Source organism: Bacteroides sp. AM32-11AC (genome assembly GCF_003603515.1).
Lineage (GTDB): Bacteria > Bacteroidota > Bacteroidia > Bacteroidales > Bacteroidaceae > Bacteroides > Bacteroides uniformis.
The window spans coordinates 22684-48258 of the sequence record NZ_QTNH01000016.1; the positions used below are offsets into that span (position 1 = coordinate 22684).

General features: G+C 47.9%; 19 protein-coding genes and 2 tRNA genes. 9 read left to right on the plus strand and 12 right to left on the minus strand.

All coding sequences use genetic code 11. The features are described 5' to 3' along the window. Window positions 1-49 precede the first annotated feature (49 nt). The gene (locus tag DW800_RS16205) at window positions 50-1633 is read left to right on the plus strand and encodes a recombinase family protein (RefSeq protein WP_081030645.1); all 1584 of its coding nucleotides are present in this window, start codon (window positions 50-52) and stop codon (window positions 1631-1633) included. Here DW800_RS16205 and DW800_RS16210 read toward each other — a convergent pair. The 3 genes from DW800_RS16210 to DW800_RS16220 form a co-directional block, all read right to left on the minus strand. Beyond that, window positions 1587-1659: transfer RNA gene (locus DW800_RS16210), tRNA-Pro, on the minus strand. The two genes, DW800_RS16205 and DW800_RS16210, sit on opposite strands and share 47 nt — an antisense overlap. Window positions 1660-1674: 15 nt before the next feature. Beyond that, window positions 1675-1747: transfer RNA gene (locus tag DW800_RS16215), tRNA-Phe, on the minus strand. Between the two features lie 137 nt (window positions 1748-1884). Beyond that, on the minus strand, window positions 1885-2886 hold the full coding sequence (locus tag DW800_RS16220; RefSeq protein ID WP_005825092.1) for a malate dehydrogenase: 1002 nt from the start codon (window positions 2884-2886) through the stop codon (window positions 1885-1887). Between the two features lie 193 nt (window positions 2887-3079). Here DW800_RS16220 and DW800_RS16225 point away from each other — a divergent pair, with 193 nt between their 5' ends. From DW800_RS16225 to DW800_RS16235, 3 genes are all read left to right on the plus strand, one after another. Next, window positions 3080-3916, plus strand: a complete 837-nt coding sequence (locus DW800_RS16225) for a S1 RNA-binding domain-containing protein (RefSeq protein WP_005834783.1) — start codon at window positions 3080-3082, stop codon at window positions 3914-3916. 100 nt (window positions 3917-4016) lie between these two features. Continuing rightward, window positions 4017-4709, plus strand: coding sequence for a DUF4476 domain-containing protein (locus DW800_RS16230; RefSeq protein ID WP_005825088.1), 693 nt, complete (start codon window positions 4017-4019; stop codon window positions 4707-4709). A gap of 14 nt (window positions 4710-4723) precedes the next feature. Then, entirely contained in the window at window positions 4724-5641 is a 918-nt protein-coding gene (locus DW800_RS16235) for a hypothetical protein (RefSeq protein WP_057087009.1), read from the plus strand. A gap of 84 nt (window positions 5642-5725) precedes the next feature. On the opposite strand, the gene DW800_RS16240 is transcribed toward DW800_RS16235, so the two are convergent. The 5 genes from DW800_RS16240 to DW800_RS16260 form a co-directional block, all read right to left on the minus strand. Further along, window positions 5726-7054 (minus strand): TolC family protein, encoded by a 1329-nt coding sequence (locus DW800_RS16240; protein ID WP_005825078.1) that lies wholly within the window; start codon window positions 7052-7054, stop codon window positions 5726-5728. A gap of 30 nt (window positions 7055-7084) precedes the next feature. Continuing rightward, complete coding sequence (locus tag DW800_RS16245; RefSeq protein WP_005834785.1) at window positions 7085-8188, minus strand: efflux RND transporter periplasmic adaptor subunit; 1104 nt, start codon at window positions 8186-8188, stop codon at window positions 7085-7087. Window positions 8189-8266: 78 nt separating this feature from the next. Continuing rightward, the gene (locus DW800_RS16250) at window positions 8267-9508 is read right to left on the minus strand and encodes an ABC transporter permease (protein ID WP_005825074.1); all 1242 of its coding nucleotides are present in this window, start codon (window positions 9506-9508) and stop codon (window positions 8267-8269) included. Between the two features lie 5 nt (window positions 9509-9513). Continuing rightward, window positions 9514-10773 (minus strand): ABC transporter permease, encoded by a 1260-nt coding sequence (locus DW800_RS16255; RefSeq protein ID WP_005825072.1) that lies wholly within the window; start codon window positions 10771-10773, stop codon window positions 9514-9516. A gap of 54 nt (window positions 10774-10827) precedes the next feature. Beyond that, window positions 10828-11544 carry an ABC transporter ATP-binding protein gene (locus DW800_RS16260; protein ID WP_005825069.1) on the minus strand — a complete coding sequence of 239 codons (717 nt, stop codon included), beginning with the start codon at window positions 11542-11544 and terminating at the stop codon, window positions 10828-10830. 176 nt (window positions 11545-11720) lie between these two features. On the opposite strand from DW800_RS16260, the gene DW800_RS16265 reads away from it, so the two are divergent. Continuing rightward, on the plus strand, window positions 11721-12701 hold the full coding sequence (locus DW800_RS16265) for an ROK family protein (RefSeq protein WP_005825067.1): 981 nt from the start codon (window positions 11721-11723) through the stop codon (window positions 12699-12701). Window positions 12702-13458: 757 nt separating this feature from the next. Here the strand turns inward: DW800_RS16265 and rplS are convergent. Then, the gene (rplS, locus tag DW800_RS16270) at window positions 13459-13812 is read right to left on the minus strand and encodes a 50S ribosomal protein L19 (protein ID WP_004292313.1); all 354 of its coding nucleotides are present in this window, start codon (window positions 13810-13812) and stop codon (window positions 13459-13461) included. A gap of 259 nt (window positions 13813-14071) precedes the next feature. Between rplS and DW800_RS16275 the strand changes: the two genes are divergently transcribed. The 4 genes from DW800_RS16275 to DW800_RS16290 are packed head-to-tail and all read left to right on the plus strand — an operon-like array spanning window position 14072 to window position 21863. Next, complete coding sequence (locus DW800_RS16275) at window positions 14072-14842, plus strand: 5'-nucleotidase C-terminal domain-containing protein (RefSeq protein ID WP_117704002.1); 771 nt, start codon at window positions 14072-14074, stop codon at window positions 14840-14842. Window positions 14843-14864: 22 nt separating this feature from the next. Then, a complete protein-coding gene (locus DW800_RS16280; protein ID WP_117703986.1) occupies window positions 14865-15782 on the plus strand; it encodes a bifunctional metallophosphatase/5'-nucleotidase in 918 nt (305 codons plus the stop codon). A 1-nt stretch (window position 15783) separates the two neighbouring features. Next, the gene (locus DW800_RS16285; RefSeq protein ID WP_119958206.1) at window positions 15784-18798 is read left to right on the plus strand and encodes a glycoside hydrolase family 3 N-terminal domain-containing protein; all 3015 of its coding nucleotides are present in this window, start codon (window positions 15784-15786) and stop codon (window positions 18796-18798) included. A gap of 20 nt (window positions 18799-18818) precedes the next feature. After that, entirely contained in the window at window positions 18819-21863 is a 3045-nt protein-coding gene (locus DW800_RS16290) for a glycoside hydrolase family 3 N-terminal domain-containing protein (protein ID WP_117703984.1), read from the plus strand. A 107-nt stretch (window positions 21864-21970) separates the two neighbouring features. Here DW800_RS16290 and DW800_RS16295 read toward each other — a convergent pair whose 3' ends face one another. The 3 genes from DW800_RS16295 to DW800_RS16305 all read right to left on the minus strand — a co-directional run bounded on the left by DW800_RS16295 (window position 21971) and on the right by DW800_RS16305 (window position 25570). After that, complete coding sequence (locus tag DW800_RS16295) at window positions 21971-22600, minus strand: outer membrane beta-barrel protein (RefSeq protein WP_005834794.1); 630 nt, start codon at window positions 22598-22600, stop codon at window positions 21971-21973. Between the two features lie 124 nt (window positions 22601-22724). Continuing rightward, window positions 22725-23363 carry a DUF4136 domain-containing protein gene (locus DW800_RS16300; RefSeq protein WP_005834796.1) on the minus strand — a complete coding sequence of 213 codons (639 nt, stop codon included), beginning with the start codon at window positions 23361-23363 and terminating at the stop codon, window positions 22725-22727. 191 nt (window positions 23364-23554) lie between these two features. Continuing rightward, on the minus strand, window positions 23555-25570 hold the full coding sequence (locus tag DW800_RS16305; RefSeq protein WP_057087013.1) for a glycoside hydrolase family 97 protein: 2016 nt from the start codon (window positions 25568-25570) through the stop codon (window positions 23555-23557). Window positions 25571-25575: the final 5 nt, after the last annotated feature.

Consider the following 25575-nt stretch of genomic DNA (forward strand, 5'->3'; position numbering starts at 1 on the left):
TTTTCTATACATTAGGTGTTATTACGTTTAACCTTTAATTTATTGATTTATGAGTAAGAAAAAGAGCAAGGAGAAAATAATAGAGTATTCCAAATTGGAACATAAAGTTGCTGCTGTCTGGACACGAGTTTCAACAGGAAAGCAAGCAGACAACAACGGTAGTCTGGAGTCTCAAAAAAGAATTTGTGATGAATATGCAGCCTGTAAAGGTATTCGTATAAAAGAATACTTTGGAGATACTAATGAGAGTGCACAGACTGAGGGAAAACTATATCGTGATATGATTGAAAAAGTGGCTAAAGATAAGGAGATTAATGTAATATTAGTTGCTTCTTATGACCGCTTTAGTCGTACAGGTCCAGAAGGTATAATGACAAAGGCATATTTAAAAGCAAAAGGCATTTATGTCGTTTCAGCAACGCAAGCAACCGACCCAGATAGTGCGGCTGGTACATTCATGGAGAATATAATTTTTCTTTTTAATCAATTTGAAAATAGTTTAAGGAGGGATAAAGCTGTTATTGGCATGACTGATTGTCTAAGAAAGGGTAATTGGTTTTCCAAACCGCCATTAGGGTATAATAAAGTAAAGGTTGAAAAAGACCATATTCTTACAGTAAATGAAACGGGCAGAATATTGCGTAATGCTTTTATCTGGAAAGCTACAGAGGGGATTGGGGATATAGAAATAGTTCAGCGGTTAAAGGAATTAGGGTTATCTATTGACCGAAAACATTTGAATAAAATTCTGCATAATCCATTTTACTGTGGGTATATACAGCATAGTTTGTTGGGTGATGAAATTATAAAAGGTAATCAAGAGATATTAATTGATGAGGCTACCTTTAATAAAGTGAATGGCATATCTAATACTGGATATGAACATAAAAAAATAACAGAGCCATTTCCATTGAAAAGGCATATCATCTGTTCAGACTGTGGTGGCTATTTAACTGGATACACAGTGAAAGCACGTGGGAAGGATTATTATAAATGCAATAAGAAAGGATGCAAGAGTAATCACAGTACAGAAAAGTTGCATCAGAAATATATCAATCTTTTGAATGAATATAATATACCAGATGAATATATTCCGATACTCACAGACGTTTTAAGAAAGGTTTTTGAAGAATACAACCAAAATAAAGGTGAAACAAAGAAAGTCCTTTTAAAACGAAAAACAGAGTGTGAAAATCAAATTAATGCAGTCAAAGTAAGGTTGGGTTTAGGGGAAATCAATAATGAAATATATACGGCTACTATGGGCGAATTAAATTCAAGATTAGCAGAGGTCAAAAGAGGTCTTGAAGATGCAGGGAAAAATTTATCGAACATGATGAAATATATCAATCAAACGATTGAAATGTCTTGTAAATTAGGTAGTTTATGGAATGATAGCAACTTTGTGGATAGGCAAAAAGTACAGAATTTAGTCTTTCCAAGTGGAATTTACTTCGATAAGGAAAAAGATGATTATCGAACAGAAAATGAGAATGAAGTATTTAAGATTTTCCGCAGATTTACAGAGACTTACAAGGATGAAAAAGAAAAAGCGACAACCGATTTTGCTCGTTTGTCGCCTTCTGTCGGAATGAGGCGACTCGAACGCCCGACCCCTACGTCCCGAACGTAGTGCGCTACCAACTGCGCTACATTCCGATTGCTTTTGAAAAGTGGTGCCACCAGGAATCGAACCGGGGACACAAGGATTTTCAGTCCTTTGCTCTACCAACTGAGCTATGGCACCTTTTTCGTTTGCGGGTGCAAAGATAAAGAGTTTTTTTTATACCGCAAGGCTTTTTGAGGAAAAATATCTAAAAAAGGTGCCTCTTGCTCTATGGAGCGAGACACCTTACTTCTAAAAATCATTTGCTATCGAAGAAATTAGTCGATATTCGGATTGATGCTGTGCCAGTCTTTGATGGCAGGCAGTACTCCCATTTCTATCACCTCGTCACGAAGTGTGCAGAGATGGGCATAGCTTTCTTTCAGTTTGGCTTCTTCTTCGGGCGTGCCGTTCAGTTCCTTATAGTGTACACCGTCTTTGGTAATTTCAGTTTCCATTGCCATCATGATGTGGTCGAAGCCGTGGCTGTGTACATATGTACCGGCAGGCCAGCGGAACGGTTTGCCACCCATCGCTGCAGCTATCATTTCGATAGAGACGTATGCCGGACTCTGGAAGGAAGAACGTCCACGGAGGGCGATGATGTTGGCACCGCCTTTGGTTACCTTAGTCTGGATTTCGACCCACTGTTCTTTAGTCAGGGCAGGGGTACCGATGATATCAAGTAACGGTTTACCGTCCACCTTGGCGGTAGAGGCATATACAGCCATTTGTTCACCATGACCGCCGTAGGTACGGCAATTTTCGATTTTGTCGGGGGCGATGCCGAAGTGCTTGGAAAGTTCACTGCGCAGGCGGGTGCTGTCGAGGGCAGCCAATGTGGTCACTTGTGAAGGTTTCAGGCCGGAATACAATAGGGTAATCAGACCGGTGATGTCGGCAGGGTTGAAAATGACAACCACGTGCTTCACATCCGGACAGTAGGCTTTTACATTCTTACCGAATTCTTCGGCAATAGCGGCATTGCCTTTCAAAAGGTCTTCGCGGGTCATGCCGGCCTTGCGGGCGGCACCGCCTGATGATACCACATACTTGGCACCGGTCAGCGCTTCTTTGATATCGGAGGTAAATGTGATGTTCATTCCTTCGAATCCGCAGTGGAACAGCTCTTCGGCCACACCTTCCAGTCCGGGAGCATAAGGGTCGTACAGACATAGGTTGGGAGTGAGATGCATCATGATTGCAGTCTGTGCCATGTTTGAACCGATCATGCCGGCTGCGCCGACGATTGTCAATTTGTCATTTGTCAGAAATTCCATAATCTTTTTTATTTAAAGGTGAGTAATATCTTTTCTTGCTGATTGTCACGATACAAAGATAACCCTTTTTGAAGAGAGTTGTTCATAGAAAAAAGTTATCTTTTAGAGCAAAAAGTTATTTCTTCTTTCCGAACTGCTGTATTGTACCTAAATTACTTATCTTTGTTGGGAAAATGAAGATAAGTAAGAAACTATGAGCATTGAGTTAGGAAAGTACAATACGCTGGAAGTGGTGAAGGAGGTAGCCTTCGGCATGTATCTGGACGGTGGCGAAGAAGGTGAAATTCTGCTTCCGTCGCGTTATGTCCCCCAAGACTGTAAGGTGGGAGACAAACTGAACGTTTTTATATATCTTGATAACGAAGAACGTCTGGTAGCCACTACTCTGACACCGTTAGTGCAGGTCGGGCAGTTTGCCTGCTTGGAGGTGGCGTGGATAAACCAGTATGGTGCTTTCCTTAACTGGGGATTGATGAAGGATCTTTTCGTCCCCTTCCGCGAACAGAAAATGAAGATGCAGGTGGGAAAGAAGTATGTGGTTCATGCCCATTTGGATGATGAAAGCTATCGTATCGTGGCATCGGCCAAGGTAGACCGTTATCTTTCCAAAGAGAAGGCCGCCTATGAGTCGGGGCAGGAGGTGGATATCCTGATTTGGCAGAAGACGGATTTGGGATTCAAGGCGATCATCAACGATGAATATAGCGGCTTGCTATATGAGAGCGAGATATTTCAGCCACTGCACACGGGCATGAGGATGAAAGCCTATGTGAAGCAGGTACGCGAAGACGGCAAGATAGACCTGCTGCTTCAAAAACCGGGGCAGGCTAAAGTAGAAGATTTCTCAGCTACGTTGCTGGACTATATCCGTGAACAGGGCGGACGGATAGCTTTGAATGACAAGAGTCCGGCAGAAGAAATCTATGCAACTTTCGGTGTCAGCAAGAAAACCTTCAAAAAGGCTGTGGGAGATTTGTACAAAAAACATCTGGTTGTATTGGAGGAAGATGGAATCAGGATTAGGAATTAGTCCCAGTCATTAGGAATTTCCCTACTTGTAAATAGAGACAATCATTAGGGAGGGGAATTTCCTCTCCCTATTTTTGTCGTACAATAAAAAAAGAAAAGTCATGATACGTCATTTGATATTAAGTGTTTGTCTAGTTCTGGTAGCGTTTCCCGCAATAAAAGCGGCGCCCATAGACGGAATCCGTATAGAAAGTCCATATCGTAGAGTGGTGGTACTGGTCGACGGACAGCAGGTTTGCCTGCCTACTTTCAGTTGTTTTGTAGCCAATCTGCGTGGTAGTTGTCGGGTAGAGGTTTATGAAGCGCCATCCCGTGGGGAGAATTCCCGAAGAGGAAAACTCCTATATGATGAACGTGTGCATTGCTCCATCAATGAAGTGGAAGATATTTTCATTCCAGAGGACAAAAGACCTGGTGGAAACTGGGGTACTTCTAATCATCACAAGCCTGGCAGACCCGGTGACAGACCGTTAGGAGGCGAGCAGCATGAACCGGTGATGTCACCATCTGCCTTCGAACAGTTTATGGGGCTGATGGAAAAACAGAGTTTCGATTCAGACCGTAAGGAAGTGCTCGACCATGCCTTGCTGACCTCTTGGTTCACTACTGACCAGTGTATCCGTCTGATGGATTTTTATCGTTTCGACAGTGAAAAGAAACAGTTGATGAAGAAGATTTATCCTAAAATAGCCGATAAACCGAATTTCTATTATGCGATAGACAAGCTGACCTTCTCGTCGGACAAGAACGAGATAAATGCCTTCATCAAACAATATCATGAGAAGAATAACTAAAAAAAGGAGGGGTTATGAAACGGATTATATTTATATTTTTTGCCGCTATGATGAGTACAGCTGTTTGTAGTGCGGCAATGAGCAACAGCAAAGTGCGTAAAGAGACCCGCTTTCTTACGGACAAGATGGCCTATGAATTGAACCTGAGTACAGAACAGTATAATGACGTGTACGAAATAAACTATGATTTCATTTCCGGTATACGTTATCTGATGGATGACGTTCTTCGGGGGGAGGAATGGGCCTTGAATCGCTATTACGATTATCTGGATGTGCGCAATGACGACCTTCGATGGGTGCTGAATAACCGGCAGTACGGCCGTTTCATGCAGGCCGCCTATTTTTACCGTCCGGTTTATGTAAGTGGTGGTCGTTGGTCTTTTAGGGTTTACATCACTTACACCAACCATAATCATTTCTATTTCCCGCGGCCGTATCATTACCGTACATATTGCGGTGGGCATTATCGTACGCACTATCACAACAGCTATTATCGCGGTCGTTACCATCATCCGCACTATACCGGTTCGTGGAGTATTCGAAATGATAAGTCGTACCACACCAGCCGCCGTTCAGATTTCGGTTCGGTGAACATCCGCCCTAATTCGCATAAGCGTCCGGCAGGCAGGGATGATGTATATACCACGCGACGTAGTAACGGTAGTAATAATCGCATTAGCACAGGTACACGTAACAGCAGTACGCGACGTAGTAGTGTGGATAGTGGCAGAAAGTCGAGTAAAGAGAAAATAGAAACCACAAGAACTAAAAATAATGATAAGAGCCCCAGCCGTAGCAGGGTAAAGACGGCAAGCAAGGAAAGAAGAAATGCTTCCGGCGTACGGAGTTCCGAAAGCCGTCGCAGCAGCTTTTCAAGCACTACCCGCAGTTCTACCGGCAGTAGCTCTTCCCGCTCTTCGGAAAGGAGATAGAAGAACAAAAAACTCCCCTCTTGTCAGCCTGGAGGCAGGGAGAGGGGAGAATCAAACACAACAACTAAAATTATACTTCTTTTTTTATTCAATCGGTTCTCCCTTATAGAAATCCAGAATCTTGGTACGGAACAGATAGTCATACTTGGCTTGCAATTCGTCTGATTGGGATTTCATAAGGTTCTGTTTTGCTTCATTGTATTCTACGGCATTTGCTTTTCCGTTCTCATACTTTTCGCTCATCAGCTTGAAAGACTCTTCGCTGGCAACGGTGGCTGTATGGCTACTGGTATATTTGCTTTCAGCAGCAGCGGCGTTGTACCATGCTTGTTGGATTTCTTTATAAAGTGTCTTCTTGGCATTATCCAATTGCAAGGCATAGTTTTCACGTTGCAGACGTGCCGTGCGTACCCGGTTACGGGTAGAGAGACGGTTGAAAATAGGTACGCTGAGGTTGAATCCTACATATTTGTTGAAGTTATCGTTCATCTGCTGGCTGAAAGTACGGTCGATGGTAGAATAGTAATTCGTACCGAGACTACCGTTCAGGCTCAGTTGCGGGTAGTAGTTGCTCTGGGCAATACGGATATTGTGTTTACTGCCTTCCAAGCGGAACTGTGCAGCTTGTATGGAAGCCTTACTCACCATGGCTGTTTGGAATATCTCATCCGGAGGAGTGAGAGGGACTAAATCCAGATTGACTGCCGGAGATTCCAGATTGAACCCTTCCGGTGTTTCCAGTTCGATAAGCTGGCTAAGGTCGAGCAGGGCCAACTTATAGTTGTTGTTTGTCTGCACTACATTCATCTCGTCTTGTGCCACACGTGCTTTGGCTTCTGCCAGTTCTGCCGGAGAGGCTTTTCCCAAGTCGGCAAGCCGGCTGATGCGGACATATTGCTCTTTGCTCAATTGCACTTGTCCCAACGCCACCTGGTGGAGCTCTTCATTGAACAGCACCTGAAGGTAGGCCGAAGCTATATTGATGGCAATGTCTTCCTTGGCTTTGTCCAGGTCGGCAATGGCAGCTTTGAGGTTTAGTTTGGCCAATGCATACTGGTGGGGAATTTCCAGACCGGTAAAGATAGGTATGCTGGTATTGACAGACATATTAGTGCCGTGGCTGCTGGTGTTGACGTATACAGTGGAATAGTCTCCCGTATCCTCATTTTTGATGGCTGTTTGCGTACGTCCCCAGTTCCAGCTCTGGCCGGCACTGGCATTCAGGTTCGGCAGTCGTGCCCATTTGGCTGTATTTACTTCGACAGCACTCTGTTCGGCAGCGTTGGCTGTCTGGCGGATACTGATGTTATGCTCGATGGCATAGTCTATGCATTGGCGTAAAGACCATCGTTCCTGCGCCTGCACTGAGATACTGCCGAATATTGCGAGGTATAAGAATATCTTTTTATTCATATCGTATATCTTTTTAAGCTATTCCGTTTGTTAATCCTTTTTCTCTGCACCGCGAATCTTATCCTGGGCACTGATACCGCTTTTGATGGCAATCTTTATGCCGTCACTCATGCCGACCTGGATGGGGCGGCGTTCGAACTTCTGTACCGGTACGCTGTCCGTCATTACGTATACAAAGGTGCTGTCACCATTGAATTCAATGGTACTTTCCGGTACGGCAAGCGTTTTCTGGGCACGGTCCAATACGATTTCTGCGTTGGCAGAATAGCCGGAACGTATCTGTACGCTGTCCGGTGCGGCAATGGCAGCTTTGATTTCAAACTGGTTGGCACCGTTTTCTTCCACACCCTTCGGAGATATGTATTCCAGTGTGGCATCGAACGAAAGATTCTGCAGGGCGCCGATTGTCAGTTTCACCGGCATGCCTTCGTGCACACGGCCCACTTCCGTTTCGTCAATGTTGCCGCGGAAAATCAAATCGTTCATGTTGGCAACGGTAGCGATGGTGGTTCCGTCATTGAAAGTGTTACTCATGATAACCGAGTTACCGACTTTGATGGGTACATCCAGAATCAGACCGGTAATGGTGGAACGGATCAGGGTACTACTGAAAGAGGCGCTGTTCTTGGTGATGCCTTCCTTTACAATTTCCAGGTTATCTTTTGCTGTCTGCAGTTCCTCGCGTGCCTGCTTCACGCTTACTTCCCCTTTTTCGTACTCTTCAGCGCTGATAAGCTTGTCGTTGTACAGTTTCTGGGTACGGGCGAAATCCGTTTCGGCTTGGGCAGCGTTGATTTCCGCCAATCGTACGCGGCTTTCGGCAGAGTTCAATTGTCCCAGTTCGGGTATCACCTTTACTTTGGCAAGCACTTCCCCTTGCTTCACACTTTGTCCTGCTTCCTTGTATACTTCGGCAATGATACCGGAAATCTGCGGCTTGATAAGGACTTCATCTCTCGGTTCCACTTTGCCGGTGGCTACGGTAGTCTTTTCAAGGTCTGTCACTTCCGGAACTATCGTTTCGTATACTGTTACTTTAGGTTGGGACTTCTGGTACAGAAAAACGAATGTCCAAATGAATAAGGCAGCAATTACTACCAATAATGCGATTTTCAGAAACTTCTTTGTTTTCATCTTATATTTACGATTTAATTATTTACGATTGATATAGCCATTATTTCATGGCTTACGGTTAGTGGTCTCTCTATAAGTTTATTCATCCCTGATGGCTTCAATTGGCTTGATTGCCATGGCGCGATAGGCAGGTGCCAGTCCGGCAAGCACTCCTAATGCGATGAGGAGGATGCAGGTTCCGATAGCCAGTCCGAATGAAACCTGGTAGTGGGTTTTGATAACTCCAGGGTCATTGGCGGCCTTTTCAAGTATTTGCAGTACAAATACGGCAAAAGAAATACCTGCCATACCCGCTATAGTGGTCAGCACCATGCTTTCCGAAAGAATTTGTTGCAGAATGTCTTTAGGACGGGCACCTATGGCACGGCGTATGCCTATTTCCGTTGTGCGCTCCTTGACGGTTACCATCATGATATTCGATACGCCGATAGCTCCGGCAAACAGCGTCCCCAAACCTACCATCCAGATTAGAAAGCGCACTCCAATCATCAGGTTGTCCATCATGGAGAACATAGCTTCCGCATTCAGAAGCATGACGGCTTGTTTGTCATCGGGAGCAATGTAGTGCGCCGCTTTTACAAGACGTTCCACTTCGGGCTGCACGTCTTTCACTTTTACTCCCGGTTTCATGATGAAACATACTACATGCAGTTTCTTTCCGAGGTTGTAGGTCTGTTGCATGGTGGAAAAAGGCAATGTAATGGCTTCAGAGGCCTGCCCTTGTATATTGACATTGCCTTCGGATGAACACATTCCGATAACCCGGTAATAGATACCATTTACCCGGACATATTTGCCGCAGGGGTCTTCACCGGGTTTGAAGAGGCTTTCATAAACACGTTTGCCGATTACACACACTTTACGCGACTCTTTAATGTCGACATCATTGATGAAACGTCCATAGGTCATCTCTTGATGTTCTATCTGTTCATATTCGGGATACAAGCCTTTCACACTACAGTCGTACTTGTTGTCTCCGTAGACAGCCACTTGTCCCCATAAGGCAATGGAAGGCGTGGCAAGCGCCACACCGTCCACATTGCGTACACGGTCCACATCTTCCATCTCCAAATCCCACCATCGTCCTTTGCGAAAACCTTTATAAGCCTCGCTTGTCTTTTGTGCAGCGATAAAGCCCGAGTTGGTTGCAAATCCTTCGAACTGGGATTTTAGTTCTTCCTGCATGCCCTGGCCGCCACCGATAAGCGCCACCAGCATAAAGATACCCCAGAATACGCCGAACGCCGTAAGCAGGCTTCTCGTTTTGTTCCTTGTTATTGTGATGAGGATTTCCTCACACGTATCTATGTCTATTCTCATAATCTTTAATCTGCTCTAAGTGCTTCAATAGGACTGATACTTACCGCTTTCTTAGCCGGGAAGAACCCAGCCAACGTACCCGCTATGATAAGGGTCAGGGTAGCTTGGATAGCAATACTGAGGTCTACGGTGGGATCGGAGAACATGGTCTGCTGGAACATGCCGGCATCCATCGTCTGGCTACCGAAAGCAGAGTTCATCCATTCCGTCACCCCGATGCCTGCCACCATACCGATATAACCGAATAGCGTAGTGATAGTCACGCTTTCCACAATAATCAGCCAAAGGATGGAGAAAGGTTTTGCTCCCAATGCCTTACGGATACCAAATTCCCGGGTACGTTCTTTCACGGTAATCAGCATTATGTTCGACACGCCGACAATCCCACTCAACAGTGTAAAGATACCGATAACCCAGATTGCAGTCCGGAGGATACCCATTGCATTCTGTGTCTGCAGATAGTTGGTGAAACGATTCCATATCCATATGGCGCTCTCATCCGTGGGGTCAAAGCGGTGATTGGTGGCAATAGCCTTGCGGTATTCTTTTTCAAAGGCTTCGTTACTTTCTATGCTGTGCAGGTTCTTGGTTGTAAAGATGATGTTATTCAGCTTGTCTCCTTTATTATAGATGGTCTGCAAGGTGGAGAAGGGGATATACGCTTCGTTTGCCTCGCGGTCTCCCTGGTCATTGTAGAGGCCTACTACTTGATAGGCCACTCCACTGGCATTGACAAATTGTCCGATGGGTTCAGTATGCGTTTTTCCGAAAAGGATATCTGCAGATTTCTTATGGAGGATGATGACTTTACGTCGGTCTTTCAGGTCGTTGTAGTTGATGAAACGTCCGTCCGCTGTTTTCACGGTTTCCACTTCGGTGTAGTTGGGATATACGCCCAGCAGAGAGATATTGATATATTCTTGTCCGAAGCTGACGTTTACATTACTTTGACGCACGGTGGCACCGGCACTGATGACATTTTCGGTGAATTGCTTCTCCGTGTCATCCATGTCCCGGTTGTCCAGTTGGACGCGGCGTCCTTCTTTCAGACCGTCGTATGACTTGGTGGTCCAGCCGGGGAAGATGCGGATAGAGTTCAAGGCACGCTCCGACGCATTTTGCTCGAAGGCATGTATGATACCGTTTCCGGCTCCGAGCAGCACGATGAGCATGAAGATTCCCCATGCCACGGCAAAGCCCGTCAGGAATGTACGCAGTTTGTTGCGTTTGATGGTTCCGTATATTTCTTGCCAAAGGTCTATCATTGATAATTAAAAATTAAGAATTAAAAATTAAAGGGGGAGGGGGCTCTTCCTTTATTATTTCATGAATCCGTCTTTTCCGAACGGGCTTGCATCGTGGTTCAGATTCGTCTCGATGCTACCTATGATACCGTCTTTGATATGGATAATCTTGTCCGTCTGGTTGGCAACACCGCTTTCGTGGGTCACGACTACGATGGTCATGCCTGTATCGTGCAGTTCCTTTAGAATCTGCATCACCTCTACGGAAGTCTTGCTGTCGAGCGCGCCGGTAGGTTCATCGGCAAGGATAATCTGCGGTTGGGTAATGAGGGCACGGGCGATGGCTACACGTTGTTTCTGTCCACCGGACATCTCATTTGGCATGTGGTGTGCCCACTCTTTCAGCCCCAGGCGGTCCAGATATTCCAGTGCCAGCGCATTACGTTTGCGGCGGCTCACTCCTTGATAAAAGAGAGGAAGCGCCACATTCTCCACTGCATTCTTGAAGGAAATGAGATTGAAGGACTGGAAGATGAAACCAATCATACGGTTGCGGTACTCGGCTGCCTTCGTTTCGCTGAGGTTCTTGATGAGGGTACCGTTCAGATAATATTCCCCCGTGTCGTAACTATCCAGAATACCCAGTATATTGAGTAAAGTGGACTTTCCCGAACCCGATGAGCCCATGATGGAAACAAATTCGCCTTTCTGAATGTCGAGGTTGATACCTTTGAGCACATGCAGCGGTGCTCCGTTGTTGTAGGTCTTGTTAATGTCTTTTAGTTGTATCACTGTTTTCCCTGTTTATTGCTTTACTCTTATTAATTTTCACTATTAGACGCAGCAATGCTACGAAAAGTTGCAAAAGTTGCAAACTTTTTTAAAAAAAGATTTTGCAGTGTCGTTTTTCTTTGTGATTTTTGTAACCATGAATGTGATTAACTAACCCTTTAAACAAAAGTAATATCATGAATTCAAACATGGAAAAGCCCTATGTAGTGGGCATTGACATAGGCGGAACAAACACCGTCTTTGGTATTGTAGACGCACGCGGAACTATTATTGCAAGCAGTTCCATCAAAACCGGAGCTTATGAGGACGTCAATGATTACGTAGACGAAGTTTGCAAGAATCTGTTGCCGCTCATTATTGCCAACGGTGGAGTAGACAAGATAAAAGGTATCGGTATCGGTGCTCCTAACGGAAACTATTACAGCGGTACTATTGAGTTTGCCCCGAACCTTCCCTGGAAGGGTGTAATTCCTTTGGCTGCCATGTTTGAAGAGCGCTTGGGTATCCCTACCGCTTTGACAAACGACGCCAATGCTGCCGGTATCGGTGAAATGACTTACGGTGCGGCTCGTGGTATGAAAGACTTTATCATGATAACTCTTGGCACCGGTGTAGGTAGCGGTATCGTTATTAACGGTCAGATGGTATATGGCCATGACGGTTTTGCCGGAGAGTTGGGACATACTATTATCCGTCGTGAAAACGGACGTCTCTGCGGATGCGGACGTCACGGCTGTCTGGAAACTTATTGTTCGGCTACGGGTGTGGCGCGTTCTGCACGTGAGTTCCTGACCAAGAGTACCGAACCGAGTTTGTTGCGCGACATTCCGGCAGAAAACATTACTTCCAAGGATGTGTATGATGCAGCGGTGAAGGGTGACAAGATTGCTCAAGACATCTTTGAGTTTACCGGAACCATCTTGGGTGAGGCTTTGGCTGACTTCATCGCTTTCTCCAGTCCGGAAGCTATCGTGTTGTTCGGTGGTCTGGCAAAAGCGGGAGACTATATCTTCAAGCCTATCCAGAAAGCTATTGACGACAATGTATTGAATATCTACAAAGGTAAGACCAAGTTGCTGGCTTCCGAGTTGAAGGACTCTGATGCTGCAGTGCTGGGTGCCAGTGCGTTGGGCTGGGAGCTGAGAGATATCAAGTAATCAATATTAGGGAAACTGATAAAGGAGGGGATATGTCAAAACTCCCCTTCTATCGAAATCACCCTCGCTACACCTATCTGTGGCGAGGGTGATTTTTAGTTTATGAGAGTTTCGACACACCTTTTTTTCTTTAGTGGCACATATTCCTCAGCAATAAAGTTATGTCACAAGTTGCTTCCACACTTCCACCCATTCTCTGTATCCCTTTATTCATCGGGGTTGCGGATGCTGTGGAAGCAACTTGAAAAGGTGGAAGCAACTTTTGCTTCCACCTTAAATTTACGCCAAATAATCTATTAATGTCTTGTAGTACAATAAATTAATAGGATATGGGGCAATTTGCCAATATCGTGTAAACAAGCTATTGGTTTCCTGCAAACACGGTATTAACTTCGTAAAAGCCCGTGCGATAATAGGTGGAAGTCAGGCTTTTGGTATGGATAAGATAGGTATTCAGTATAGGCAAGCTATGCATATGAGAGCTGTTTAACGGCCGTGAGGCGTTCGCCTAACGGCCATAAAGCACCTTGTTGACGGTCGTTAGCAGAGCGCCTCACGGCCGTTGGGCGCTGATAAACTAACATATCAGCAAGAAGGAAGGCTTATGTGAAAGGAAAGGAGCGCAGGCTTACAATGTTTTGAATGAGGGAGTAGCAGTAGAGTATCGCATGGTGTGTATGCCTACTGTGTATATCACTAAAAAAGGGAAACCGACATTGTCAGTTTCCCTTTTTTATTTCGAAATAGGAGTCTGGAATTAACCGTTAACTCTTTTTTCTTTGATTCTTGCTTTCTTACCGGTAAGAGCGCGCAGGTAGTACAGTTTAGCGCGACGAACTTTACCCACTTTGTTCACTTCGATGCTGTCGATAGCCGGTGATTCAATCGGGAAAATACGTTCTACGCCTATGGTTCCTGACATCTTACGTACTGTAAAACGCTTCTTGTCTCCATGTCCGGCAATCTTGATAACAACACCACGGTACAGCTGTACACGTTCCTTGTTACCCTCGACAATACGATATGCTACTGTTACAGTGTCACCTGCCTTGAAGCTCGGGTGCTGTTTTCCGGTAGCAAATGCTTCTTCTGCAATTTTAATTAAATCCATTGTTTTTATTATTAAATTGTTTCATCGTTACAACGCAACATACCAGGCTTCTCTCTTGGTGTCCTGACAGCGATTGCGCGAAAGCGGTGCAAAGGAACGAATTATTTGCCAGATACACAAGTGCTTCAAGCTTTTTTTCGCCAGTTGGGATGATTTTTGAGCGTTTCATTCTGCTAAACGCAAGTCTAAATAATCGGTTAATTGTGTGGCTCAGTCGCAAAAGAAAAGTATATTTGTAGCAATTTAAAACTAAATGAATATGAAGAAACAAACTTTCAGTCTCCTTGCGGGGGCAGTGTTGGCGGTTGTGCTTCTATTGGTTTCCTGCCATTCTTCTTACGAAGTGACCAAGGTAGAGGGAGGCAGAATTCCCATGAACTCTGTCTGGGATGCCGAGCCGGATGCCGAAGCCGTGGCTCTGCTGGCGCCTTACAAGGCCCGGATGGACAGCGTTATGTATCATGTGGTGGGAACCGCAGAAATGTCGATGGACAGATTCCGGCCCGAAAGCCTTTTATCCAATCTGATTGCAGATGTACTGCGTGAGGCTGCGGTGGAAGTGCTGGGCAAACCGGCCGATATGGGGCTAATCAATATCGGTGGAATCCGGAACTCCCTGACGGAAGGAGACATCACTACCGAAAACATCTATGAGATATTGCCTTTTGAGAATTCGCTCTGTGTGCTGACGATGAAAGGCTCTGCCATGAAGCACTTGTTTGAAAACATTGCGGTGAGACTTGGTGAAGGGGTGAGTGGTATACAGTTGGAAATCAGCAAGGATGGCAAGCTGCTCCAGGCTTCCATTGCCGGCAAGCCGGTGGAGGATGACCGTGACTATACGGTTGCCACGATTGATTATCTGGCTGATGGAAACGATGGAATGACGGCTTTCCTGCAGGCGGATAAAAGGGAGTGCCCGGATGGGGCTACACTGCGCGGTCTGTTCATGAAGTATGTGGAGAAGCAGACGGCAGCCGGCAAGAAGGTGACTTCGCGCATGGAGGGAAGAGTGGTCGTTAAAGAGTAAGCATTAAAAAAACAGAAGTTCTATGAAACATATGTATTCCTTGGCAGCCCTGCTGCTTTTCATGCTCCCCGCATCGGCACAGCAAGAGGAGCGTGTCATTACTGAAGAACCCCTTTGCCTGGTGTCCGCCGATTCTGTATCGTCCGGCCAATCCGGAAAACAACTGTTTATCCTGCACACCAGCGATACGCACAGCCGTATAGAACCCATCAGCGCCGAGGCTGCCGACGAGTATGCCGGGATGGGCGGTGTGGTGCGCCGTGCCGGTTTTGTAAAGCAGTTTCGCGGCAAGCATCCGGATATGTTGCTGCTGGATTGCGGAGACATCTCGCAAGGCACCCCTTATTATAACTTTTTCAAAGGCGAGCTGGAGGTCAAGATGATGAACCTCATGGGCTATAATGCCATGACGATAGGTAATCATGAATTTGATTTCGGACTTGAGAATATGGCGGAATTGTTCCGTATGGCGGATTTTCCCGTGGTCTGTTCCAATTATGACGTGACGGGTACGGTACTCGAAGGGCTGGTGAAGCCTTATATCACCTTGGTGCGCGAAGGGGTGAAAATCGGTATCTTCGGCCTGGCCCCCAAGATGGAAGGGCTGGTGCAGGCGGATAAATGCGTAGGCATTGTCTACAACGACCCGATAAAGGTGGCCCAGGAAATGACAGACCTTCTCAGGGAGAAGGAGAATTGCGAGGTTGTGATTTGCATGTCTCATTTGGGTATCCGCAGTGCAAATCCCGAAGGCGCTTCCGACGAGAACCTGGTAGGCAAGACGCGTGGCATTGATGTCATTTTGGGAGGACATTCGCATACTTTTATGGAAAAGCCTGCCGTTTATCTGAATGCGGACGGCAAGAGCGTTCCCGTGCTGCACACCGGAAAGAGTGGCATCTACGTAGGAGAAATGGTACTTACTTTAACTGAAAAATAGCATGATGAAAAGACTCACCCTCCTTTTATGGGTTGCAGGATTGTTTATATTGGGATTATCTTCACTTCACGCCCAGACGGGAGGCCCGTTTCTTCCTTCGGCTGCAGACAACCGGTGCCGGCAATGGGTGGACTCCGTGTTGTCAGGTCTGAATGTACACGAAAAAGTGGGGCAGCTCATCGTTGCCACCATTCCGGCCAGAGCAGACAAGGCCACGAAAAAGCAGATGCGCGAGCTGGTAAAGAAATACAAGGTCGGTGGCTTGCTGTTTTCCGAAGGTACTCCGGAAGAGCAGGCTATCTTGACCAATATGGCCCGGAAGGATGCCAAGATTCCCGTTATGGTTACTTTCGATGGAGAGTGGGGACTGTCAATGAGGCTGAAAGGCGCTCCGGACTATCCCCGTAATGCCGCCTTGGGATGTATCGAGGACAATGGCCTGATTGAAGAATATGGACGTGAGGTGGCCCGCCAGTTTCGCGAATTGGGGGTACACGTCAATTTTGCACCCGATGCGGATGTCAATACGAATCCGCTGAACCCGGTGATACACGTACGCTCCTTTGGCGAGAACCCGCAGCGGGTGGCGGAAAAGGTGGTGGCATACAGCCGTGGGCTCGAAAGCGGGGGCATACTTTCCGTTTGCAAGCATTTCCCCGGGCATGGCGACACGGATGTGGATTCTCATAAGGCGCTTCCCGCCTTGCACTACGACCGTGCACGCCTGGACAGTGTGGAGCTTTATCCCTTCAAGGAAATGGTACGTGCCGGATTGGGGGGTGTCATGGTAGGCCATCTGCAAGTGCAGGCGCTGGACCCGGACGGGGTGACTCCTTCTTCCTTGTCGCGGAATGTGGTGACCGGGTTGTTGAAGGATGAACTCGGCTTTAAAGGGCTGGTGTTTACCGATGCCTTGGACATGAAGGGTGTGTCTGCCATTCCGCAGGTAACTACCAAAGCGCTGCTGGCGGGAAATGATATGGTGCTGGTACAGTTCAATACGAAGAATGCGGTGCAGGAGCTGGTAGATGCAGTGGAGTCGGGACAACTGAGTAAGGACGAACTTGATGCCAAGTGCCGCAAGGTATTGATGTACAAGTATATGCTTGGTTTGAGAAACCGCCAGCCGCAACTTCGGGTCAGCGGAATGAGCTATCGCATCAATACGGAGGAAGCGCAGGCGTTGGCTGCCAAGTTGCGCCGTTCGGCAGTGACTGTATTGAACAATTATTTCGATGTCCTCCCGCTGGCACCGGTGGAAGGTGATATTGCCGTGCTCAGCATTGGAGAGAAGGAGGCGGATGCTCCCTTTGTGGAAGCTATGAAAAAGAATGCAGGCATCAGCCATTTCCACTTGCCTTGGAATGCCGATGAGGCTCTCTGGCAGGAAGTGCAGGGGCAGTTGGCTGCTTTCCGTCGCGTGGTTATCAGCATCACCGGTTCGGCTTATGTCAGCGACCGTGATGTGGCCTTTCTGGAAGGCTTGAACCTGCGTGCTCCGCTGGTCTATACTTTTTTTACCTCTTACCGTACATTGCAACCTCTGGTGCCCGCACTTGCCAAATCCAGCGCTGTGGTGCTGGCACATTCGGCAGAGACGGATTTGCAGCAATACGTGGCTGATGTTCTTTTTGCCAAAAAGTCGGCCAGTGGCAGAATGTCGATGAGTATCGGTAAACTGTTTCCAGCGGGAACGGGCTGTATGATTGAGCCGGGCATGAAACCGGGGAAGACTGTTCCGGAAGATTACGGCATGAAATCGTATGTGCTGCAAAGTATCGATGCCGTTGCCCGGAAGGGACTGGAAGCGGGAGCTTATCCCGGTTGCCGCGTGCTGGTGTGGAAAGACGGACTGCCGGTATATGACAAAGGCTTCGGAACCCACTCTGATAAGGATACCACTACCGTCCGTTCTTCGGACCTTTTTGATTTGGCTTCGCTGACCAAGACTACGGCTACGTTGCTTGCCGTCATGAAACTGTATGATGAGGGCAAGATAAAACTGGATGACAAGGTTTCCGCTTATCTGCCCTTCTTGCGCAATGGTAACAAGCGGAACATTACCATCCGCGAACTTTTGTTCCACGAATCGGGGCTTCCTCCCTATATCCGCTTCTACCTGGACATCATAGACCCGAATTCGGTACACGGCCCGTACTCCCAGAGTTGGGTGGACGAGTGGCATCGTACGCAGGTAAGCGAACATAGCTATTATTGTTCCGATTTTAAGTTCCGGAAAGGGATGGTGTCCGACAAGAATACACCGGTCTATACCCTGCACATGGCAGATGGCATGTGGCTGAACAAGAGTTTCAAGAATTCCATCCTTCAGCGAATAGCCAAGTGCGAGTTGGACGGCAAACGTTATGTTTACAGCGACCTTGGCTTCGTGCTGTTGCAGCAGGTGGTGGAGAAGGTGACGGAGCTGCCGATGGATTTGTACCTTGCCCGTGAGTTCTATGCCCCGATGGGATTGCAACGTACTATGTTTCTGCCTTTGACGAAGTTCACCAAAGCGGAAATCATGCCCACGGCATCCAATGACTTCCTGCGTCGCCAGGATATATGCGGATATGTGCATGACGAGACTGCTGCCTGCATGGGTGGGGTGTCCGGTAATGCAGGACTTTTCTCTACGGCCGAAGAGGTGGCAAAGGTTTATCAAATGTTGCTGAACGGCGGTGAATTCAATGGCAAGCGTTTCTTGAGTAAGGCAACCTGCCGTTTGTTTACGACGGAGAAATCCGCCATCAGCCGTCGCGGTCTGGGATTCGACAAGCCGGATGTATCTATTATAAAGCGCAGCCCTTGTGCTCCTTCCGCTTCGGAAGCGGTATATGGACATACCGGATTTACCGGTACTTGTGCTTGGGTGGACCCGGAAAACAAGACGGTGTATGTATTCCTCAGCAACCGCTTGTGCCCCAATGTATGGAACACGAAACTGGGTGACATGAATATAAGAAGAGATATCCAGGAATTGATTTATAAAAGTATGATTCCGCAAATCCCCTAAAAACAATCTATCTATAAGGAATGAAGAGAATATACCTGCTTGCCTATATCACTATATTGTGTTGTCTTTGTCCGCTTCTGAAAGCGCAGCTTGGCCCGATGCCGTTTACTCCGGTGCCGCCGAACGACCCTTCGCTTGTACGTCTCTTGAACAGTGACGTGCGGTGCAGGCAGTGGGTGGATTCCGTCATGCAGCGTCTGACTCTGAAAGAACGCATCGGACAACTGTTCATCTATACGATTGCCCCCCAGCAGGACAAGGCCAACAAGGAACTGCTGCGTAAGGTGGTGGAGGACTATAAGGTAGGCGGTCTGTTATTTTCCGGCGGATTGATGCAGAACCAGGTGATGTTGACCAATGAGGCGCAGCGGATGGCGGAAGTTCCGCTGATGATTACCTTTGACGGTGAATGGGGGCTGGCTATGCGCCTTCGCGGTACTCCGAACTTTCCGCGAAACATGGTGCTGGGCTGCATACAGAACGATACACTGATTTATGAATATGGGCGCGAAGTGGCCCGCCAATGCCGTGAACTGGGGGTGCAAGTGAATTTTGCTCCTGTAGCGGATGTGAATATCAATCCCAAGAATCCGGTTATCAATACCCGTTCCTTCGGTGAAAGTCCGTTCAATGTGGCGAACAAGGTTGTTGCCTACTCCAAAGGGTTGGAGGATGGTGGTGTACTTTCTGTCAGCAAGCACTTTCCGGGACATGGGGATACGGATGTGGATTCTCATAAGGCGTTGCCCGTGCTGCCTTTTACCCGTGCCCGTCTGGACAGTATAGAGCTTTATCCTTTCAGAAAAGCCATTCGTGCCGGATTGGGAGGAATGATGGTGGGGCACTTGGAGGTGCCTACCATAGAGCCGCAAAAGGGGCTCCCGTCTTCGCTTTCGCGTAAGGTAGTTTCCGGTCTGTTGGTGAATGACCTCGGCTTTCAGGGGCTTGTCTTTACGGATGCCCTTGCCATGAAAGGGGTATCGGGCAATGAAAGCATCTGTTTGCAGGCGCTGAAAGCCGGCAATGATTTGCTGCTTGTCCCCCGGCGTATTAAGGAAGAAGTGGAGGCTGTGCTTGCCGCTGTGAAAAAAGGGGAGCTGACAGAGAAAGAGATAGAGGCGAAATGCCGTAAAGTACTGAAATATAAATATGCCCTTGGGTTGGAAAAGAAACCCCATGTACAGCTTTCAGGTTTGGGGACCCGCATCAATACTCCGAAAACGCGTGATTTGATGCGCCGGCTGAACTTGGCGGCCATCACTGTGCTGGATAACCGGGACGAGGTACTTCCGCTGGACCCTTCCATCGGTGAAGTTGCCGTGCTCAATGTGGGAGAAGCGCAGGAAATCCGGCCGTTCCTCAAAGAACTGTCGCAGTATACCCGTCCTGTGGAGTTCCATTTGGGCAAGAATCTGCCGGAGGCTGACGGGAACCGTTTGAGAAATGCGCTGGCCAAGTATAAACGTATTCTGGTCTGTGTCACCGAACACCGTTTGACGCCCTATCAGAATTTCTTTGCAAAGTTCGCTCCTGACGTACCGGTGGTCTATCTGTTCTTTATTCCCGGCAAGCAGGTATTGCAGATAAAGCAAGGGAGCGCTGCTGCCGAAGCGGTGGTTTTGGCACACTCCTCCAACGGGGAGGTACAGCAGCAGGTTGTCCGGATTGTTTATGGCAGTGCTTGTTCAGAGGGACGCTTGTCTGCCAGTATCGGTAGCCGGTTTGCTGCCGGTGCGGGAGTGACGCTGACTCCTCAAAGCGCCCCCCGCTTTGTACCCGAAGAGCATGGTATGAATTCCCGTCTGCTGGCTGAAATAGACAAGATAGCCGAAGAAGGCATTCGTGAAGGGGCTTACCCCGGTTGCCAGGTAGTGGTGCTGAAGGATGGCAGGGAGATGTATAATAAAGCTTTCGGTACCCACGTCTGGAACAAGACCGGAAGTAAGGCGCTTCCCGTGAAGAAAACGGATGTGTACGACATCGCCTCGCTGACAAAGACCACGGCCACACTGCTTGCTGTGATGAAGTTGTACGATGGCGGACGTCTCAGCCTTACGGACCGGGTGTCGGATTATCTGCCTTTCCTACAGGATACGGACAAGAAGAATATTACGGTACGCGAACTGCTGATGCATGAATCCGGTCTACCTTCTACCTTGCTATTCTATCAGGAAGCGATTGATGAAGAGAGCTACACCGGCACTTTGTTCAAGGCACGTCCCGATGCCCGGCATTCCGCACGCATCGGACGGCAGACTTGGGCGAACCCTAAGTTCCGCTTCCGTCAGGGACTGACGTCGAAGGTGCAGACACCGGAATATACGATGCAAGTGTCCGACAGCCTTTGGCTGAACCGTTCTTTCAAGCAGGAGTACTTGCAGAAGATTGTGGATACTCCGCTTAGAGATAAACGTTACCGTTATAGTTGTGTGGGCTTTATCTTGTTGCAGCAGTTGGTCGAGGCGCGCACCGGCATGTCTATGGACGAATATCTGGCCAAGGAATTCTATACTCCGATGGGATTGGAGCGTACGGGGTATCTTCCTCTGCGCTTCTTGAAGAAGGAAGATATTGTACCTTCATCAACAGATCCTTTCTTGCGTAAGACTACCTTGCAAGGATTTGTACATGATGAATCCGCAGCTTTTCAGGGTGGCGTTTCCGGTAATGCCGGGCTGTTCTCCACTGCCGAAGAAGTGGCAAAAGTCTATCAGATGTTGCTGAATGGGGGTGAACTGGACGGTAAGCGCTATTTGAGCAAGGAGACCTGCAGGGTATTTACTACCACCGTCTCAAGGATAAGCCGCCGGGGGCTGGGATTTGATAAGCCCGACCGGCGTAATCCCCAGAAGAGTCCCTGCGCAGAGTCTGCCCCTGCTTCTGTCTACGGCCATACCGGTTTCACGGGCACTTGCGCCTGGACAGACCCGGAGAACGGCTTGGTTTATGTCTTTTTGAGCAACCGCACCTATCCGGATGTGTGGAATAACAAGTTGATGAGGCTGGATATAAGGACGAGGATTCAGGAGGCTGTATATAAGGCGATGCTGGGAGGAAAAAAATAACTGGTAGAATTAAAAAGAGCCTCCCTTGCTCACGCAGGAAAGGCTCTTTTCTTCTTCAATTTTGAAACAATTAAATTCTATCTGTTAAGCTTTAAGTGTGTGTCTTATCAGAACGCAATACCTACGCGCAGACCGAAATTGCTCAAACCGTCTACGCTGTACGTAAAGAGGTCACCTTTGTTCGTACCGTAGCTGTAATAGGCTGCGAAATGCAAGCCCGGTCCATAAGCCCAAGGATACACATTGAAACCAATTTCAGGAGATACATAGAAACCCCATGTATCTTTGTTGGCTTCGAATACGTTGAAAGTTGACTTCAACTGTGCATATTCAGCACCCAGTTTTACACCGGCATACGGCTGGAATGCACCTCCACGGTTCCATACATAGCGGGAGGCCAGACCGAAAGGCAACTGGAATGCAGTGTGCTGCTGGTCGGTATTCAGACTGCCGCCTTCGCCTACGGGAAGTGTCTGGCGACCGAAATACTCATGGTTGCTATGGTAGTTCAAGAAAGCTCCCAATGCAAAATTGTCTGTCAGGAAGTAACCGCCTTCAAAATTCATACCCCAGCCGCTTGATTTGTCGGCGAAGTTGTTGCTGAGAGGAAAGTTATATTGCCAGTCGATATTGGCATAACCGTTATCGGTCATCTGTGCCTTCGTCGGTAGGGCGAAGACGAGAGCAAGAGCGGCAACCGCAAATACTCTCAAGGAAAGATATTTTATTGTTTTCATACTTTGTTCTTGTTTTTTTGGTTCAATGGCAACTTCCCAGTCCGGAAAGGATGCTGCCGTATTATTCTTGTTACCTTAATATTGGGTAACCCGTCATTTGTCACTTATAGCTCGTAGCTTGTCACTACTTGTTAGTCAGGTAAGTTGATTGAGTGAAAGCTTGGTTCACACCTTGCACGGCAAGTTTGGTATTGACAGAAGTAGAACCACTCAGCAAGCCGCTCATATAGCTGGTCCACAGAACAGGAAGTTTCTCGCTCTGGCCTTGCGGCGCCTCCAGATTCAACAATTCGCTGATAAAGGAACCGGTGCTGTAGGAATAGTTCACGGCATAGGGATAATACCATCCGCCCCAGTTGCCCCAGTAAGGAGCATCCCAGTAGCCTGGATAGTTCCACCACCATTCGGGACGTCCGTAGTCGGTGAAGTAATAGGTACTTCTGACATAGCTTACCTGCAAGCCAAGGTCGGCTTCTTCCCGGTCATCCACACGGATGTAGCCGCGGCTGTTCATGTTAGCAACATAAGCGCTGAGAATTTCCTGGGCATTCTCATCTTTCCAGTATTCGGCGTTTTCCTTATCACCGATGACCAGAATGCTGTCCGGCAAGTAATAAGTTTCGAAGGTTTTGAAATCCGCCTTCTTGTCATAGTTGGTATAAACCAGATAATTATTGTCCAGCTTATCCATGTCAGGGTCTTTTTCGCAAGATGCAAGCGTCACTGCAAAGACCGCTAATAATAGGGGAATAAATTTCTTCATACTTTTATAATTGTTTAGGTTTAATATAAATTCCTGCCCTATGGTACCTTAGGCTTTTGTGAGAAAAAACAAGATAGGATATAAAAGGTTCACGTAGAGGTATGTTAAAAGTAATAAAGGAATAGGGTGACAGCACTTTTAACGTAACTGTCACCCTATTGCACTTATCATGTCATTACTTTATCACCCTGTCATCTTTTCCATATCCGTGCTGTCCATCCTCCTCCGGGTGCCATGTGTATGTTCAGCTTGTCCCTCGAGGTCACGGTGCGTACTTCTTTCTTGTAGTCGGTTGCTTCCCGGTCGGCATTGATGCCGTCGGAAAAGATTTCGGCTTCGTAACTTCCTTCTCCGAGGAAGGAAAGGTCGATGGTACAGTCGCGTGGTGTCCAGTCGGTCATGGAGGCGATGTACCAGACATCTCCCTTGCGGCGTGCCAGTGTAAGGTATTCGCCTACTTCACCGTCCAGTGCCACGGTCTCGTCGAAAACGGTAGGCACTTTGGCAATGAAATCCGTGCATTCCTGCTCCTTCATATATTTGCTGGGGCTGTCGGCAAGCATTTGCAGCGGGGCTTCGAAGAGGGTGTACATCGCCATCTGGTGGACGCGCGTACCCTGGCTCATCGGATGGTCGTTGACGGCACGGAAGGTTTCGCGGGTTGCGTTCATCATGGCTCCCGGTGTGTAGTCCATCGGGCCGACAAGCATGCGCAGGTAGGGAGCAGTCACGTCATAGCGTGGGAAGTTGTGGAGCGGGCTACCGTTCACTATCGGTTCCCATTTGGCATTCTCCAGTCCCTTTACACCTTCAAAGTTTAGGACGTTGGGATAGGTGCGCTGTATACCGTATGGCTTGAGTCCATGTAGGTCTAATACCAGGCGGTGCTCGGCGGCGCAGGCTACAATGCGTTCTACAGACTGTACCAGTGGCTGGTCGTCACGGTCGAAGAAGTCTATCTTGAAGCCTTTGATACCCATCTGTGCATAGTGGCTGAATGCGGCTTCCGTATCTTTGGCAGAGTTTCGCCAGCTTGCCCAGAGAATGATGCCGACGCCCTTCTGGTTTCCGTAGGCTACCAGTTCCTTTAAATCGATATTCGGATTCAGGTCTTTCAATAAGGATTCGTTTCCGCTCCAGCCGTCATCGATGATGATATATTCCAGGTTGTTGTCGGCGGCAAAGTCGATGAATGCCTTATAAGTCGGGGTGTTCATGCCGGCTTTGAAGTCTACGCCAGTCAGGTTGCAGGTGTTCCACCAGTCCCAAGCCACTTTGCCAGGTTTAATCCAGGAAATGTCTTTGATGCGGCAGGCGGGGGCAAGACGCTGTGCCATGTCGTTGTCGGCAAGCTGCGTGTCCTTTTCGGTGACGAGCACCACACGCCAGGGGAGCTCCTGCTTGGCACAACGGGCGATGTAGTCTGCACGCTTGGTCGGTATCAGGTTCAGCCGGTTGTGTCCGCCGATTATTTCTTCCAGCGGATAGGGGGCAAATGCTGCCTGCACTCCTTGACGTGTCTGGGGATTTACAGTGAGGAACATGCCGGGATAGTTTTCCAATCCGGCTTCCATGATAACGGCTTTCTTTCCTCCGTCCAGGCAAACCATCAGTGGGGTGATGGAGAGTGAGTCGGTGTGCATTTTGGACAACGGGGCTTCGTCGTAGTAAGACTCGAAGGAGAAGCAATAGCGCTCACCGTTGCGGTTGTCGTTTATGTAAGGTACAAATGCCTGGTAATCCTTGTCGAAATTGAAGTCCGCAGTTTCGTTGAGGACGATAAACGGCTTGTTCTGTTCGGAAATGAAGCGGTAGGCAGCGCCGTCATCGTATGCGCGGAACTGTACGCTGTAGCCTCCGCGGCATTTCAGTGTCAACTGGTTGTAGACATCCTCCACACTTGCCTTTTTGTAGAGGGGAGTGGGGAAGGAGGACTCCACGGACTTGCGTTCTGCACGGATTACTTTTACATTTTTACCGAAAGTTATTGCTTTCTTGGCTGATTTTTCATCTCTGCCTTGCAGGGCGATGGCAGAGGGTTGCAGCACCGTGGTTCCGTCGTGTGCTATCTGCCAGGTGAGGGCTTCTCCGGCATCTACCGTAACGGATAGTTTTCCGTTGGGTGATGCAAGTTGGTATTGCTGTGCACGGACCGTGCCCAAGCAAAGGAATAATAAACAAAAGGTTTGAATAAGGAGGCTTTTCATGTTGA